The following is a 15,051-nucleotide window of genomic DNA, read 5'->3' as shown; positions in this document are numbered from 1 at the left end:
CACATGCCCACTCGCGGCGCACTGTTCGATCCGGTGTTCGGGGCCACCCGAGTATCGGAGCACCTGTCCGACCAGGCGTGGGTCACCGCGCTGCTCGACGTGGAAGCCGCACTGAGTTGTGCGATGGCCACTGTCGGGTTGGCCGACGGGGAACATTGCGCCGCGGTGGCGACCGCCGCAGCTGAACTCTCACAACCGGGCGGCCTGGACATCGTGGCGCTCGGCCGCGCGTCGGCCACCGGCGGAAATCCCGTCATTCCGCTGGTGAAGATGCTGCGCGAAAGGGTGGGACAGGAAGGTGTGCCTGCCTCCGTGGTGCACCCGGGCGCCACCAGTCAGGACATCATGGACTGTGCGCTGATGCTGTTGACGCGACGCGCGGGCACAGTGGTTCTGGCCGACCTGACCCGCGCCGCCGATTCCGCCGCCCACCTCGCCCGCATCCATCGCTCTACTCCGATGGTCGCGAGAACCCTGGGACAACAAGCACTTCCGACCACCTTCGGGCTACTGGCATCGAGTTGGTTCACCGCACTCGACGCCGCAGCGATTCGTCTCGAAATCGTGCTGTCCACGTTGCCGGTTCAATTCGGCGGAGCCGCAGGAACACTCGCTGCGTTGTATCCCGACGGGCTCAGGATCGCGGACGCGCTGGCCGACGAACTCGGTCTGGCCAGGCAGGTCACTCCCTGGCACACCGACCGCGTGACCATCGCAGAACTCGCGACCACACTCGGTATCGTCGCCGGCGCCGTTTCCAAGCCCGCCACCGACATCACCGTCATGGCGTCCACCGAGCTGTCCGAGGTCGCCGAGAGCGCTCCGGGCGGCTCATCGGCCATGCCGCACAAGCAGAATCCGGTTGCCGCGATCACCGCCCGCGCAGCAGCGCGACGTGCTCCCGCACTGGTGGCCACAGCCCTGTCGAACATGGATCACGAATTCGCTCGCGCCGCAGGCCCCTGGCACGCCGAGTGGGAAACCGTCACCGATCTCCTGCGTCTGGCAGGCGGAGCAGCGCACCAGCTTTCCGTGAGCCTCACCGGCCTGCAAGTACACACCGAGTCGATGGCTCGTAATCTCGACATCACCGGTGGCCTGATTCTCGCCGAGCGTGTCACCAAGGCCCTGTCCGCACACACTGATCGAGCACGCGACATCGTCACCGCGGCAGCCACTTCCGGAACCAGGTTGGATCGTGATCCCGCCATCGCAGAGCACCTCAGCGAAACCGAGATCGCCGAACTACTCGACCCCGCACACTATCTGGGCCACGCCACCGATCTGGTCGACCGCGCCCTCGCCGAACGCCCCACAGGAGGATCTCGATGAGCGTCGCGCTCAACTTTCAACAGACCGGCAATCCCGATGCCCCGGCAGTGGTTCTCCTGGGTTCACTCGGATCCGATCTGTCCATGTGGCAGCCGCAGATTCACGCGCTGTCGAATCGCTACCGCGTCATCGCCGTCGACCATCGCGGCCACGGCAAGTCACCGGTGCCTGCGGGCCCCTACTCCATTGCCGATCTCGCCGGCGATGTCATCGCTCTCCTCGATTCGCTCGAACTCGAGTCCGTACATCTCGTTGGGCTCTCCCTCGGCGGCGCTGTCAGCCAATGGATCGCCGCGCACCACCCCACTCGCGTCGAGACGTTGACGTTGATGTGCACGTCCTCGCAGTTCGCCCCGGCTCAGCCGTGGATCGATCGTGCGCAGGCTGTCCGTGCGGACGGCATCGCGTCCATCGCGGCCGCCGTCGTCGGACGCTGGTTCACGCCGGGACTGGCCGAAAACGATCCGGAGCTTGTCGCCCGCCACGTCGCGATGGTCGAAGCCACACCCGACGAGGGTTATGCCGCCTGCTGCGAGGCGCTTTCGATGTGGGACGGCCGCGCCGACCTGGCCCGCATCGTCGCTCCGACGCTCCTCGTCGCGGGCGAGCAGGATCCGTCGACACCTCCGGCGACGTTGAGCGCGATCGCCGACGGTATCGCCGATGCGGTACTGCACGTGGTCGATCCCGGCGCACACCTCGCCAACGTCGAACAGGCCGGGCGCGTCACCAAACTGCTTGCAACGCATATTGCCTCGCACACATCTGCGCTCGCCCAACGTAGCGCCGCGGTGTCGGCTGGCATGACCGTACGACGTCAGGTGCTCGGCGACGCCCACGTCGACCGTTCCATCGCCGGTGCCACCGAGTTCACGGCCCCGTTCCAGGACTTCATCACTCGTACGGCGTGGGGCGACATCTGGTCACGCCCCGGCCTCGATCACCACACCCGTAGGCTCCTCACTCTCGCGATCCTCACTGCCGTCGGCAACGAACACGAACTCGACATGCACATTCGCGCTGCGCTGCGTGCCGGGATCGATCCCGACGAACTCGTGGAAGTATTTCTCCATACCGCGGTTTATGCGGGTGTGCCGAACAGCAACTTGGCTTTTGCGCTGGGAAAGCAAGCACTCGCAGACCTCTCGGCCGAACCTGAGGAGAACGAGACAACATGAGTGAGAACAGCAGCGAGCAAGCGCCGGGACCGTCACCGGACTACGTGCAGTCGCTGGCCCGTGGGCTGTCCGTCATCAAGGCTTTCGACGGTGAGCACCCGCGTCGGACCCTCAGCGAAGTTGCCAGGCACACCGATCTCACGCGTGCGACTGCTCGCCGCTTCCTGCTCACACTCGTCGAACTCGAATACGTACGTACTGACGGTTCAGTGTTCTGGTTGACGCCGCGAGTCCTCGAACTCGGCTACAGCTACCTCTCCAGTCTGTCCCTTCCCGAGATCGCCGGGCCGCATCTGGAAGCCTTGTCCGCCAAGGTCCGTGAATCCACGTCCGTGTCGATCCTCGACGGTGACGACGTCGTGTACGTGGCCCGTGTTCCGGTCAGCCGCATCATGACGGTTTCCATCACCATCGGCACGCGCTTTCCCGCGTACGCCACATCCATGGGTCGAGTTCTGCTCGCCGGCTTGCCGGACGACGCCCTGGACGCCTACCTCGCCCGAGTGTCCTTCGCCCGCCTGACCGGCAAGACCATCTCCACCGCCGACGGTCTGCGTGCCGAACTCGAGAAGATTCGCGCCGACGGATTCGCGATTGTCGATCAGGAACTCGAAGAGGGTCTGCGCTCGCTCGCCGCACCCATCCGGGACGCAACCGGTGATGTGGTCGCGGCTGTCAACATCTCCACCCAAGCCGCCCGCTACAGCGCCGAAGCTGTTCGCGGTGAACTGGTTCCGGCCGCAGTCGCCACCGCGGACGCCATCTCCGTCGATCTCGGACGTACTCAGTCGTCCAACAATCACTCGGCAGCCACTCGCTGACCGGGCATACCCAAGGAAGAACCAATGCCTGACGTTGTCATCTGTGAACCGCTCCGTACCCCTGTCGGCCGCTTCGGCGGTGTCTTCCGTGACGTAGCCCCGGAAGATCTCGCCTCGGCGTTGATCGCCGAACTCGTCACGCGTACCGGCATTTCCGGCGCGGAGATCGACGACGTCATTCTCGGCCAGGCTTCGCCGAACGGTGAAGCTCCGGCGATCGGACGCATCGCGGCGCTCAACGCCGGTCTGGGCGTCGATGTTCCCGGCATGCAGGTGGATCGCCGGTGCGGGTCGGGATTGCAGGCAATCATCCAGGCCGTCATGCAGGTTCAGTCCGGTGGCAGTGATCTGGTCCTCGCGGGTGGTGCCGAGTCGATGAGCCAGGCTGAGTTCTACGCAACCGGAATGCGTTGGGGTGTCAAGGGTGAAGGTGTTGCGCTCAGCGATCGTCTCGCGCGCGCCCGCGTGACAGCCGGCGGACGCGACTTCCCGGTTCCCGGCGGAATGATCGAAACGGCAGAGAACCTGCGCGCCGAGTTCTCCATCAGCCGCGAAGATCAGGACGCACTCGCGGTGCAGTCGCATCAGCGTGCCGTTGCCGCACAGAAGAACGGCGTCTTCGCCGAGGAAATCGTTCCGGTATCCGTTCCGCAGCGCAAGGGTGAGGCCCTGCTCGTCGACACCGACGAGCATCCGCGGGCCGACACTTCGATGGAATCGCTTGCACGCCTACGTCCCATGCGCGCAAAGATCGATCCGGACTCCACCGTGACGGCAGGTAATGCCAGCGGCCAGAACGACGGCGCAGCGATGGCGATCGTCACCACCGCAGACAAAGCCCGCGAACTCGGACTGCGTCCCCTCGCACGCCTGGCAAGTTGGAGCGTTGCCGGAGTTCCCCCGCGCACCATGGGCATCGGCCCCGTCCCGGCGTCGGAGAAGGCACTCGGCCGCCTCGGATTGACCTTGGCGGACATGGATGTCATCGAACTCAACGAAGCCTTTGCGGCACAAGCACTTGCAGTCCTGCAGAGTTGGAAGCTCGAAGCCGACGACCCGCGCGTCAACCCCAACGGCTCCGGCATCTCCCTCGGCCATCCGGTCGGTGCCACGGGTGGACGAATCCTGGCCACCCTGTTGCGCGAGATGGACCGTCGCGAAGCGCGTTACGGCCTCGAGACGATGTGTATCGGCGGCGGGCAGGGCCTGGCTGCAGTGTTCGAGCGCCTGTCCTGATCAAGCCCCGACGTGCGCGACGCCAGGGTCACCGAGTTCGCCGCGTAGACCGTCGAGAAAGACACGCAGCAGTTCGGTGAGTTCGGCCTGCTGCTGCTCGGTGAGAATCGACGTCAGTTCGGCTTCACGGCCGAGGACTCGGTCCACCAATTGCTCCACCAGTTCGTGACCGGCGGCAGTGAGGGTCACGAGCACTATTCGCGACCCTTCCGCGGCGGAAGACCTCTCCACCAGACCCGCGTTCTCCGCGCGCGCGAGTCGCTGCGAGATCGCACCGGCCGTGACTCCGGTCTGCTCGGTGATCTGGCGAGTCGTCAACTGATACGGCTCGCCGGATCGCCGCAGGACACTGAGTAGGTCCAGCGTGGCTGTGTCCGCACCGGCCGAGGCGAGTACCCGTCGGCGATCCTCACCGAGCAGCTTGGCGCACATCCACAGCCTGGTCACAATGCCGATACCCTCTACGGGCGTGCCCGGCCTTTCGCGAAGCCAGGCCAACGCAACCGCGTCCACCGCGTCGTCCGGGTTGTAATGGCCCACCACTGCACACCTCATTTAGCTCTAAATGATACGTTCTTTGTATAGGTCTAAACGTAGCTCACGGAGGTAGGCATGACACGCACAGTTCTGGTAACCGGCGGCGGAACAGGGATCGGGCGCGCAGTTGCAGCAGCGTTCGCCCGAGAGGGAGACACAGTTTTTGTCACCGGCCGACGCACGGAACCACTCGAAAAGACCGCAGAGGAGTTGGGTTCCGATGTTCACGCCTTGACGTGTGACAACTCCGACCCGAAAGACCTGAAGCGGCTGCAGGATTCGCTTCCGGGAACCATCGACGTCGTGGTGCACTGCGCCGGTGGCAACACGGACTTCGATCGCGAAGCGCCGTCAGATCTGGAATCCCTGGCCGCCGGGTGGCGTGCGAATCTGGACTCCAATCTCATCTCGGCAGTGCTGACCACAGCCGCAGTTCGCGATCGAATCCCCAGCGGCGGTGCCGTCATCACCATCGGATCGATTGCCGCCGACAAGGGCGCGGGCGCGTACGGCGCTGCCAAAGCCGCAGTTGCGACGTGGAATATCGATCTGGCCGCCGAGCTGGGCCCCGAAGGCATCACCGCGAACATCGTCTCCCCCGGCTACATCGCCGACACCGAGTTCTTCCGAGACTTCCTGACGGACGAGCGTCGCGCGATGCTGATCGAGTCCACCAGCACCAAGCGCGCCGGAACACCGGACGACATCGCATCAGCCGTCCACTTCTTGGCCTCACCGGGCGCCCGGCAGATCACCGGTCAGGTATTGGCAGTCAACGGCGGTGAGAGAACCAGTCGCTGATCATGCCAGGTGACGCTCGAAGAACGAGTCGATTCGCTTCCAGGCATCCTGCGCTGCAACAGGATTGGGACCGATTCCGAGGATGCGCTCCAACGGACGAAGCACCTTGGGTCCGGCCTCCGCGTCGTTGAGGAACGCGTGGCCGGCGGTGGGGTACTCCTTGACGTCGTTCTCGATACCGGCATTGCTGAGCGCCGTCTCCAGCTTCGCTGCCGCACCCCGGAGCGAGAAGTCCTTGCCTCCGAAACTCCCGACGATCGGGCACGCATCCACCACGGCCTCATCGAGTTTGCGTGGAAGCTGACCGTAGTTGACCGAGGCAGCATCGAAATCTCCGGCGCTGACCATCGCGAAGCCGCCGCCCATGCAGAATCCGATGACACCGATCTTTCCGGTGCAGTCCGGGGATTCCAAAAGCCAACTGCGAGCGACTTCGATGTCGGTGAACGCCTTGCCGTGTCCTCGAAGCATCGACGTCATGGTCGGCACGAGGCACCGCTTCGCCCCGCCCGCACTGTAGAGGTCGACAGCGAGCGTCAGGAACCCCGCAGCGGCCAGTCGCTTGGCTTGCCGCTGCATCACCTCCTCGAGCCCGAAGGCCTCGTGAATCATCACTACCCCCGGCCACGGGCCGGGGGTAGTGGGTGTTTCGAGTATCGCTCGCAGCGGTTGTGATCCGCCGACTACTGCGGCGCGGCCCGTCAGATCTATGTCCACCATGTCTCGATGCTAGGCCGACGCTGCGTCCGTAGGCTCGGAAGCGAGGTCAGGGGAGCTGTTTTCCCTGGCCCGCCGCAAGCCCGGTCAAGACCTCGGCGAGCTGCGGCAAGGCGTACGGCGCGCTCAGTGGACCGAAATTGTCGACAAAGGCATTCGAGAGCAGAAGTTCGACCGGCGCATAGGCTCGCGCCTTCACCGCGGGGAGGTTATGGAAAACTGCGAAGTTCTCCAACCTCGTCGTCGCTTCCTGATCAGAAGCGAGGCTGAGCAAAATGTCTGCGGGTGCGAGTACCTCCGCCTGCTCCATCGACAGCGCAGTCATCTGCTCGGCGTTGTATCCGCGATAGTTGAGTCCGAGTTCGCGCAGCAGAACCCCGGGCGCACTGGCATCCCCCTGCACATACAACTGATCGCCGTACATCGAGCCGATCATGATCGTCTTGCCACCCAAGCCATTCAGCGAAGCGGCGGTGTCGGAGATCAGGGCGTCGGTCCTGGCGATCGCTGCAGCAGCGGCCTCGTCGACAAAAGCGGCCTGCCCGACCGTGGCGACGCCGTCACGCCACGAGGTGGTCCAGTCCAGCGCGATGACCGGCGCGATCTGGCTGAGCCTCTCGGCTGCCGGTTCGAGATAGGTCTTCATTCCGATGATGAGATCCGGTGAGTAGCGCGCGATGATTTCCGGGCTGATTTCGCCTGTGGTGTCGAAGCTTTCGAGATCGGCTATTCCAGCGGTGCTCTGCCAAGGCAGTGCACCGCGGTCCCACGCACCCGTATTGCCGTAGGCGACTGGGTGAACGCCGAGAGAGAGCAGGAATTCGAGATCCGTGAAGTCGCTGGCAACAACGATCCTTTCCGGCTTCCCCGAGATCGTGGTGGTGCCGAGCGCATTGATCACCTCGCGTTGTTCGCCGGCATCAGCGGCATCTGACGTAGTCGAACAACCCGCAAGGATGGCGGCCGCTGCCACTGCGCCGACGCCGAAGAACCCACGGCGGCTGAGCTGGTCCACCAGTTCAGACGTCGTGGATTCACAAATCGTTCCGTACATGTATGCACTCTCCTTCTCGGCTGCTGCGCGCGCCGAGGGCACAGCGAATGAGAGGTTAGCCCACCCTCATCTTCCATAGGGTTCCTACGTTTGCGATTCCGAGAGATCGGAGCGATAAATATGGACCGTTCTCGAGCGGACAAGTACATTCCCGCTGATCTATCACCGCAGGCAGTTGGGCGAGCCACCAGTCCCTGCCTTCGGCGATCGGGTCGCTCCAGCGTCGAAAATCAGTCGAAGATCAGTTGCCATTCCCTCCTCGAAAGCTTCCGAATTACCGTCTTTTGCACGTCGCCCACCGTTCGACTTGCGCGGCGTGGGAGGATAGACACATCGAGATCGGGACTTCGATGTGAGGGCCCGGATCGAGTTTGTAGGGAGTATCGGTATGGCACAGGGCATCGTGAAGTGGTTCAACGGCGAAAAGGGCTTTGGTTTCATCGCTCCCGACGACGGAACACCGGACGTGTTCGTTCATTACTCTGAAATCTCGGGCAACGGCTACAAGTCGCTCGACGAGAACCAGCGTGTGGAGTTCGAGGTTGGCCAGGGCCAGAAGGGTCCTCAGGCCACCAATGTGCGCGCTGTCTAATCAGTGACACAAGAAGAGGGCCGCACCCGCAAGGGTGCGGCCCTCTTCTGCATCAGATTCACCCCTGAATCACTGATCCTGAATGACGGCCAACGCTCCCACGATATTCGACTCCGCAACCGACTTCGAGAATCCGAGATCAGCCAGAACACCTGATCCGTCTTCGAGTTCGAGCAGCGCGAGCAGGATATGCTCGGTTCCGATGTAGTTGTGGCCCAGACGAAGAGCCTCACGGAACGTCAGTTCCAGGACCTTGCGCGCGCGAGCGTCGTACGGAATAAGTTCTGGCAGTTCGGAAGTCGGAGCCGGGAGTACACCGGCCACTGCAGCTCGGACGGACCCGAGCTCCACCCCCTGCGCCACTATCGCCTTCGCAGCCAACCCGGCAGGCTCCTCGACAAGCCCCAGGAGCAGGTGCTCGGGCTGGATCTCTGCGTTACCGGCAGCGCGGGCTTCGTTCTGCGAGGCCATGACGACGTTCTTCGCCCGAGGAGCGAACCGGTTGAACCCTTCGTTCGGATCCATCGGCTTCTGATCACTCGGCGCCTTGGGAACAAAACGCTTCTGCGCAGCCTGCTTCGACACACCCATGCTCGCACCGATCTCCGTCCACGACGCCCCCGACCTGCGCGCCTGGTCGACAAAGTGGCCGATCAGGTGATCTGCAACTTCACCGAGATGATCAGCGGCGATCACGGCGTCGGAAAGTTGGTCGAGCGCGTCGGTGTGCACCTTCTTGATCGCGTCGATGAGGTCGTCGAGTCGAACCTTGTTGGTCATTTCCACTGGTTTACTCATGCGTCAACCATAGGTTGACGCAATCGAAAACGTCAACCCTAGGTTGACGATCGTTTTCGCCGCACAGCGATTAGCCGGAAAAGAACTCACGCAGAGCCGGGACAATAGCGTCGTCGGCAACGCCGTGCCCCTGACCGGGGATCTCCAAAGTCTTTGTCCCCGAGACTTTTGCAGCGATTCTCGTCGCCGAGGCAGGTGCCCATTGACCACTGTCACCGCCGTACATGACAAATGTAGGGACGGTAATGGAGGCAAGCCAGTCGAGCGACTGACAGCCGTGATCACACACGGCGACGTCGTAAGGCAAGGTGTGCGCGATGGCGCACATGTCGGGCCAATCGGCACTCCGCTTGATCTCGTCGACCATCCCGGGGGATGCACCGGTCAGATCCAGAAAACGCGTCACAGCACCTTCCCTGTCGCCGGCCGCGATCAACCGCTCCAGGTCACTTTGGGCAGTCTCGTCACGCTGGTCGTCATCCATGTACGGCGCCTCGTAGACGGCGAGCTTACGCATCGGCACGGCCTGCGCTGCGGCTTCCAAAGCCAGCGCAGCACCCGACGACAATCCGTAGACCAGCGGCATTTCACCGGTGGCAGCGACGACCGCCCGCAAGTCCTCCACCTCGGCGTCGATCGAGAACGCGCGACTGTCACCGCTGTCCCCGCGTCCGCGCCTGTCGTACGAGTACACCGTGAAGTCCGCCGCCAACGCAGCAGCGAGAGAATCGAACCATCCTCGATCGCAGAACGCTCCGGCAACCAGAACCACTGCTGGTCCGGCACCGGAGCGTTCGTATGCGATGGTCGTACCGTCGCGGGATTGCACTACCGCTGGGGATTGCTCTGTTTGCACGTCGATCTCCTCAGGTTTGGTCAATGCCTACCTGATTAGACCGCCCGCGTTACCGAAACTCATCGGTCCGGTCGGCAGAGGCTTCAGCTGATCTTGTTGTACAGGGCATCCCAACCCTGTGCCACGTATGAAATCGTGTAGATCGAACCGTAGAACGTGGAGCCACCCAGACTGGTGACGTTGCCAGCCTGCACTGCCGGGAGTCGCTGCCACAGCTTGCTCGCCACCAATGCCTGGTACGCGGCACTGTCCTCGTTTTCGGTGATCATGAAGCCGTCGACGCCGGCCAGCACATCGAGGCCTTCGAGGCTGACGCCGCCCTCGGGATCGAGGCCCTCCGAGGTGGCAGTTTTGCCACCGATGTCGCCGAGCGTCATGTCGCTGGGCTTGTCGCCCTTCTCGGACGTACGGATGCTCGTGACGTACAGCGTGTTCGTGTCTGGCATGAACGAGACACTGGCAACGGTTTTGGACGCAATCTTCTCGGCATGACGACTGCGGATGTCGGAAATCAGATTGTCGTAGTCGAGCGTCAATCGATCGAGTGTGGCCGTTCGACCGAGCCAGCCCGACAGCCGCGAGAGGTTTGTACGCCAGTCGTCGGTGAACTCGGTCGTCAGAACCGGTGCGATGGTGGACATCTCGGCGACCGGCCACCACTCGCTCTCGTAGTTGAGGCACACGATCAGGTCGGGCTCGAGCGCCAAGATCTGTTCGCGGTTGGGGATCTCCGACAGGAACGGCACCGACGAATCGATAGGCACCCACGGTGTCGCCTGGGCGTACGTGTAGCCGACGAGCGGAAGTTCCAGAGCTACAGCAGGTTCCAGATCGAGCCGCGAGTCGATCGCGACAACCCTCTTCGGATTGACGGGAATGTCGTAGGTACCGAGAGGTGTCGTCACAGAACGCATTTCGGTTTCACCCGAACTGCTCCCGCTGTCACCGCAGGCCGCCAGGAACGCGCCCAGTCCGGCGATCCCGGCACCGAAGCCGAACTGCCGACGTGTGAGGTCCGAAACGAGGCGGTTGTCGGAGTAGCCCTCGGGAAGCAAGAGCGTGGATTGAGCGGGCATGCGTGTCGAACCTCCAGAAGAAATGAATCATCCACTGTTGCGAGCGGATAAGGATGCCCTAACAGCGTACGCAGGGAGGGTCGTCGCGATCGGCCCTGAAATAGTCGAATCAGGCCAATTCGCACCCCTTACTTGTCGAGTTTGCGCATCTCGACGAAGTAGACCGCACTGAACGCGAGGTAGGTGCCGACGATTCCGAGGACCGAGATGATCAGGACGAGAGCGAGAAACATAGCCATGATGGTCTCCACTGACACGGGTTGTTCACGATGTCGATCGAGAGAAAATGGCTTCGAACTGCGGCGCTGCGACTCGAAGCGGGGCCGAAACTTTCGGTTACACACATCACGCTAGCCCCAGGCGTCTCGAGTTTCGATGAACTCGAGGTGAACTCTCCTACGGCTACGTCACACTTTTCTGTCGGACAGTCAGTTCGGTCCGAGCACCTGTCCGGACCATTCGACCAAGGGCGTCAGTGCGCGCCACGCTGTGCGAACTTCCTTCAATGTCCTGGCGCTGTCCAGCCACGACGGGCTCGGGTAACTACGACCAGCAGTCAGCGACTTGTGACGCAGCAATTCGATCCGCGGGTGGTCGACCGTGTATCCGCGAGGTGCCGTCTTGAGCTTGTCGCCGCCGATCGTGAATCCGGCCTTCTCGACGGAGGCCAAGATCTTCTCGAGCTCCGGCCCTCGAACGTCGTCGTCGACAGCCGCACGATAACGCGCGATGGTCTCCGAACTGCTGGCGTAGAAACCACCGGCCACCATCAACCCTGCCGCGTCGATCTGCACGTAGTAGCCACAGCTCTCGGCGAGACCGACGAACGCTCCCTGGTGCGTCTTGTACGGGATCTTGTCCTTCGAGAATCGAACGTCACGATATGGCCGAAAGAGCTTGGCCGTGCCGAATTCGTCCTCCAACGCCGCGGTCAACGACGCCATCGGACGACGAACCACTTCGTCGTACGTCTCCTTGTGCGCTGCCCACCAGGTCTTGCTGTTGTCGGCCTCCAGGTCTTCGTAGAAGTCGAGTGCAGCAACGGGTATGCCAGTGAACGCAGCCATGGCGTAAGCCTAGCTGCCTGTACGGCTTTGGACCGCCTGCCCTGCGACGATGCCCGGATCGGCCGGAATCCGTAGAATGCATGGGGATGATTTCCGAAATACAAGCATGGGAACTGACCGACACCAACCGAGACTGGCTGATACACCGACCCGTCGAGATCGCGATCTACGTGGCGCTCGCAGTCGTTCTGCGCTTCGCACTGCACCGCGGGATCGATCGAATGTCGAAGCCTCGCAAGTCTCCGAACGCCAAGGTGAACGAGCGCCGATCGCAGCGAGCCCGGACCATCGGTTCGGTACTCAAATCGACGGTGTCCATCGTCATCCTCGTCTGGTGTGTGCTGCAGATCCTCGGCATTCTCGGGATCAACGTCGCGCCGTTCATCGCATCCGCCGGAGTCATCGGTCTTGCCATCGGTTTCGGTGCACAAAACCTGGTGCGTGACTTCCTCTCCGGCATCTTCATGTTGCTCGAGGATCAGTACGGTGTCGGCGACGTCGTCGATCTCGGCGACGCGGTCGGCACCGTCGAAACAGTGGGCCTGCGTGTCACCACGATTCGAGATGCCAACGGCACCTTGTGGTACTGCCGCAATGGCGAAATCCTGCGAGTGGGCAACATGAGTCAGGGTTACGCCACTGCAGTTCTCGATCTCCCGATCGCCCACAACGCGAACGTGCACAAAGCGTGCGAGGTGGCGACGCGAGCTGTCCTCGAGGCGGCGGAGTCCGAACCGATCAGGGCGGACATGATCGACAAACCGGAGATGCTGGGAGTCAATTCGGTTACTGCCGAGGCAATTACCATTCGAGTGACGGCGCAGGTCAAGCCTGGGCGCCAGTGGGCAGTCCAGCGCGCATTTGCACGCTCGGCGCTGACTGCGTTCGAAGAGCAGGGAATCGAGGCACCTTACCTGCCTGTTCTGCGCTGACGGTTGAGACGGAATCGTCTGCCCTTTCCATCAATTACGCGAGCCCCCGGCGGGGTCGAAACCACCGGGGGCTCGCTGGTGCCTGAAGCACGATTCAGACGGTGGAGGTCGAGACCTCCCGATCTGCCGAGCTGTTGCCAAACACCCTGTGCAGGAACATCGTCAGAGCAATTGCTGCCACGATTCCGATCAGCGGCGGGATTCCCACCTCGAACTCACCGGAAAGCCAAGCGAGGAACGCTGCGACGGCATAGACGGCGAGGTTTCGCCAGTGGACCGGCTGCGGGGTGTAACCCTCGGGAATGCCGCGCCGCCAGCGGCACAGGAAGTCCGCGATGATCACACCGCCCAATGGCGGGATGAACGTTCCGAGCAGGCTCAGATAGTCGACAAGATGGTTGTGCACACCGGTCAGAGCGAGCGCCGTGCCGATCACACACCCACCGATGACGAACGGGGTCTTGCGGGGCTTTCTGAACAATTCGGCGCCGGCCACCCCGAAGGCGTATGCGGTGTCGGCGTTGCTCTTCCAGAGGTTCCCGAACAGCAAGACCAGGCCCCAGCCGACAAGCCCGAGGTTGTAGAGAATCAGCACGAAGTCACCTTCGTGGAACGTGATGGCTCCGATGGCACCGAACAGGATCATCAATCCGTTTCCGAGGAGGAACCCGATAACGCAGGCCCACACCGCTTGTGATCCGGAACGGGCAAACCTGGTCCAGTTGGGCGCTTGCGTTCCCGCCGATACAAACGTGCCGACCACAGTGGTGATTGCGAGCGCGATCGTCATGGTCGTCTGCGGTTGAACCGAGACCAGGCCGGAGAACCCACCGACTTCCTCGAGGGACCGGAACACGACCCAGCAGGCCAACGCCAGGATCAAGGGCGTCGAGACGAGCGAGACCCAATACATTCCGCGGTAGCCGTAGCAGGCGGTGATGCACATCAAGATGCTCGCCGCGATCATCACCGACGCCCGCGCGAGATAGGAATCCCAGCCCAATGCCTGCGCGGTGAGATCGCCGATCGTGCCGATGATGACTCCGTACCAGCCGATCTGGGTACCGCCCAGCAGGATCGAAGCGAGCTTGGACCCGCGAGTGCCGAAACTGTAGCGCGCCATCACAACTGTCGTCAGCCCGGTTCGAGCTCCGACGAACCCCATCATGGCGACGTAGACCCCCAAGATGGCGGATCCGGCGGCGATCACCACCATCAGTTTCCAGAACGAGAACGCGGTACCGAGCGCTGCTCCGGCCAACATCGTCGGTGTGAAGATGGTGAACCCCAGCAACACCACCGCGAGCGAGAAGAACGGCTTTCGCGCATGAAGCGGAACCGGAGTAACGGGATAGTCAGGATCGACCGGGGGGCCTGCGCTCTCCGAATCGCCTGCGGCCGTGGCAGGTTCGACGGCGCTGCTCATACAACTTCGCCGATGTCTTCGAGCCACAGGCTCGGGCGCTCGGCCAGCATGCGGTCCATCAGTGCCACACACTCCGCGTCGTCGACGACGTCGACCTGAATTCCGCTGCTGCGCAACCATTCTTCCGACGCCTCGAAGGAACGATTTTCGCCGACTACGATTCGAGGGATCTCGTACAGGCGCGCCGTTCCGGCGCACATGAAGCACGGTGACAAAGTCGTGTAGAGGACACACTCGCGATACACCGAGGCCGGCAGTCGTCCGGCGCGCTCGATGCAGTCGGTCTCTCCATGACGGATGGCGCTGTTCATCTGGACCCGGCGGTTGCGTCCGACTGCGAGAACCTCGCCGCGGTGAATCAGCGCCGCGCCGATCGGCACGCCGCCCTCCTCCCAACCGATCTTCGCCTGTTCGATCGCAAGTCCGAGAAAATACTCATCGGTGTGTGCCGGGTGGTTCATGTGCGCTCCTGGAGTCTGACCAAAATCGTCGATTGTGGCTCGTGTCACAATCCGACCACGGTGGTAACAGCCCGACAAGGGACAACCTGTCAGTTCGGCAGAACTAGCTCTATGACGAAGTGCCCCCTCGGCGGACGATATAGAAATGCTCCCGACTCTGCGACAAG

General features: G+C 62.7%; 16 protein-coding genes. 7 read left to right on the top strand and 9 right to left on the bottom strand.

The genetic code is table 11. The features are described from left to right. Positions 1–3 precede the first annotated feature (3 nt). Genes pcaB through EEB12_RS19070 form a run of 4 tightly spaced genes read left to right on the top strand, consistent with a single transcriptional unit; the run spans position 4 to position 4,567 of the window. Positions 4–1,332 carry a 3-carboxy-cis,cis-muconate cycloisomerase gene (gene pcaB / locus EEB12_RS19085; protein ID WP_020970943.1) on the top strand — a complete coding sequence of 443 codons (1,329 nt, stop codon included), beginning with the start codon at positions 4–6 and terminating at the stop codon, positions 1,330–1,332. Next, a complete protein-coding gene (gene pcaD / locus EEB12_RS19080) occupies positions 1,329–2,510 on the top strand; it encodes a 3-oxoadipate enol-lactonase (RefSeq protein ID WP_020970944.1) in 1,182 nt (393 codons plus the stop codon). Before pcaB ends, pcaD begins: the two co-directional genes overlap by 4 nt. Next, positions 2,507–3,331, top strand: a complete 825-nt coding sequence (locus EEB12_RS19075; protein ID WP_007730008.1) for an IclR family transcriptional regulator C-terminal domain-containing protein — start codon at positions 2,507–2,509, stop codon at positions 3,329–3,331. The genes pcaD and EEB12_RS19075 overlap by 4 nt, the downstream gene beginning before the upstream one ends. Before the next feature lie 24 nt (positions 3,332–3,355). Continuing rightward, on the top strand, positions 3,356–4,567 hold the full coding sequence (locus EEB12_RS19070) for an acetyl-CoA C-acetyltransferase (RefSeq protein WP_084325396.1): 1,212 nt from the start codon (positions 3,356–3,358) through the stop codon (positions 4,565–4,567). Here EEB12_RS19070 and EEB12_RS19065 read toward each other — a convergent pair whose 3' ends face one another. Next, a complete protein-coding gene (locus tag EEB12_RS19065; protein WP_256922168.1) occupies positions 4,568–5,107 on the bottom strand; it encodes a MarR family winged helix-turn-helix transcriptional regulator in 540 nt (179 codons plus the stop codon). It lies immediately after the preceding gene. Between the two features lie 72 nt (positions 5,108–5,179). Between EEB12_RS19065 and EEB12_RS19060 the strand changes: the two genes are divergently transcribed. After that, the gene (locus EEB12_RS19060) at positions 5,180–5,905 is read left to right on the top strand and encodes an SDR family NAD(P)-dependent oxidoreductase (RefSeq protein ID WP_070385190.1); all 726 of its coding nucleotides are present in this window, start codon (positions 5,180–5,182) and stop codon (positions 5,903–5,905) included. Here the strand turns inward: EEB12_RS19060 and EEB12_RS19055 are convergent, their stop codons facing one another. Continuing rightward, a complete protein-coding gene (locus EEB12_RS19055) occupies positions 5,906–6,625 on the bottom strand; it encodes a dienelactone hydrolase family protein (RefSeq protein WP_141488319.1) in 720 nt (239 codons plus the stop codon). Between the two features lie 46 nt (positions 6,626–6,671). After that, positions 6,672–7,676, bottom strand: a complete 1,005-nt coding sequence (locus EEB12_RS19050; protein WP_084325471.1) for an ABC transporter substrate-binding protein — start codon at positions 7,674–7,676, stop codon at positions 6,672–6,674. 388 nt (positions 7,677–8,064) lie between these two features. Here EEB12_RS19050 and EEB12_RS19045 point away from each other — a divergent pair, with 388 nt between their 5' ends. Further along, positions 8,065–8,268 carry a cold-shock protein gene (locus EEB12_RS19045; protein WP_003939930.1) on the top strand — a complete coding sequence of 68 codons (204 nt, stop codon included), beginning with the start codon at positions 8,065–8,067 and terminating at the stop codon, positions 8,266–8,268. Between the two features lie 69 nt (positions 8,269–8,337). Here the strand turns inward: EEB12_RS19045 and EEB12_RS19040 are convergent, their stop codons facing one another. The 4 genes from EEB12_RS19040 to EEB12_RS19025 form a co-directional block, all read right to left on the bottom strand. After that, complete coding sequence (locus EEB12_RS19040) at positions 8,338–9,066, bottom strand: Clp protease N-terminal domain-containing protein (protein ID WP_181447541.1); 729 nt, start codon at positions 9,064–9,066, stop codon at positions 8,338–8,340. Between the two features lie 70 nt (positions 9,067–9,136). Beyond that, the gene (locus EEB12_RS19035; RefSeq protein WP_047888324.1) at positions 9,137–9,922 is read right to left on the bottom strand and encodes an alpha/beta fold hydrolase; all 786 of its coding nucleotides are present in this window, start codon (positions 9,920–9,922) and stop codon (positions 9,137–9,139) included. 83 nt (positions 9,923–10,005) lie between these two features. Beyond that, positions 10,006–10,998: an ABC transporter substrate-binding protein gene (locus EEB12_RS19030; protein WP_007729992.1), complete on the bottom strand. Its 993-nt coding sequence runs from the start codon at positions 10,996–10,998 to the stop codon at positions 10,006–10,008. Positions 10,999–11,426: 428 nt separating this feature from the next. After that, positions 11,427–12,065 carry a DUF2461 domain-containing protein gene (locus tag EEB12_RS19025; protein ID WP_003939783.1) on the bottom strand — a complete coding sequence of 213 codons (639 nt, stop codon included), beginning with the start codon at positions 12,063–12,065 and terminating at the stop codon, positions 11,427–11,429. An 86-nt stretch (positions 12,066–12,151) separates the two neighbouring features. On the opposite strand from EEB12_RS19025, the gene EEB12_RS19020 reads away from it, so the two are divergent. Then, the gene (locus EEB12_RS19020) at positions 12,152–12,997 is read left to right on the top strand and encodes a mechanosensitive ion channel family protein (RefSeq protein WP_024487521.1); all 846 of its coding nucleotides are present in this window, start codon (positions 12,152–12,154) and stop codon (positions 12,995–12,997) included. Between the two features lie 94 nt (positions 12,998–13,091). On the opposite strand, the gene codB is transcribed toward EEB12_RS19020, so the two are convergent. Both codB and EEB12_RS19010 read right to left on the bottom strand, forming a co-directional pair. After that, a complete protein-coding gene (gene codB, locus EEB12_RS19015; RefSeq protein WP_141488318.1) occupies positions 13,092–14,423 on the bottom strand; it encodes a cytosine permease in 1,332 nt (443 codons plus the stop codon). Beyond that, complete coding sequence (locus tag EEB12_RS19010; RefSeq protein WP_003940577.1) at positions 14,420–14,884, bottom strand: nucleoside deaminase; 465 nt, start codon at positions 14,882–14,884, stop codon at positions 14,420–14,422. Before EEB12_RS19010 ends, codB begins: the two co-directional genes overlap by 4 nt. Positions 14,885–15,051: the final 167 nt, after the last annotated feature.

The sequence above is a fragment of the Rhodococcus sp. WS1 genome, from assembly GCF_003797745.1.
Lineage (GTDB): Bacteria > Actinomycetota > Actinomycetes > Mycobacteriales > Mycobacteriaceae > Rhodococcus_F > Rhodococcus_F erythropolis.
Note: the sequence above shows the minus strand (reverse complement) of the source record. Positions and strands in the feature narration are given on the sequence as shown.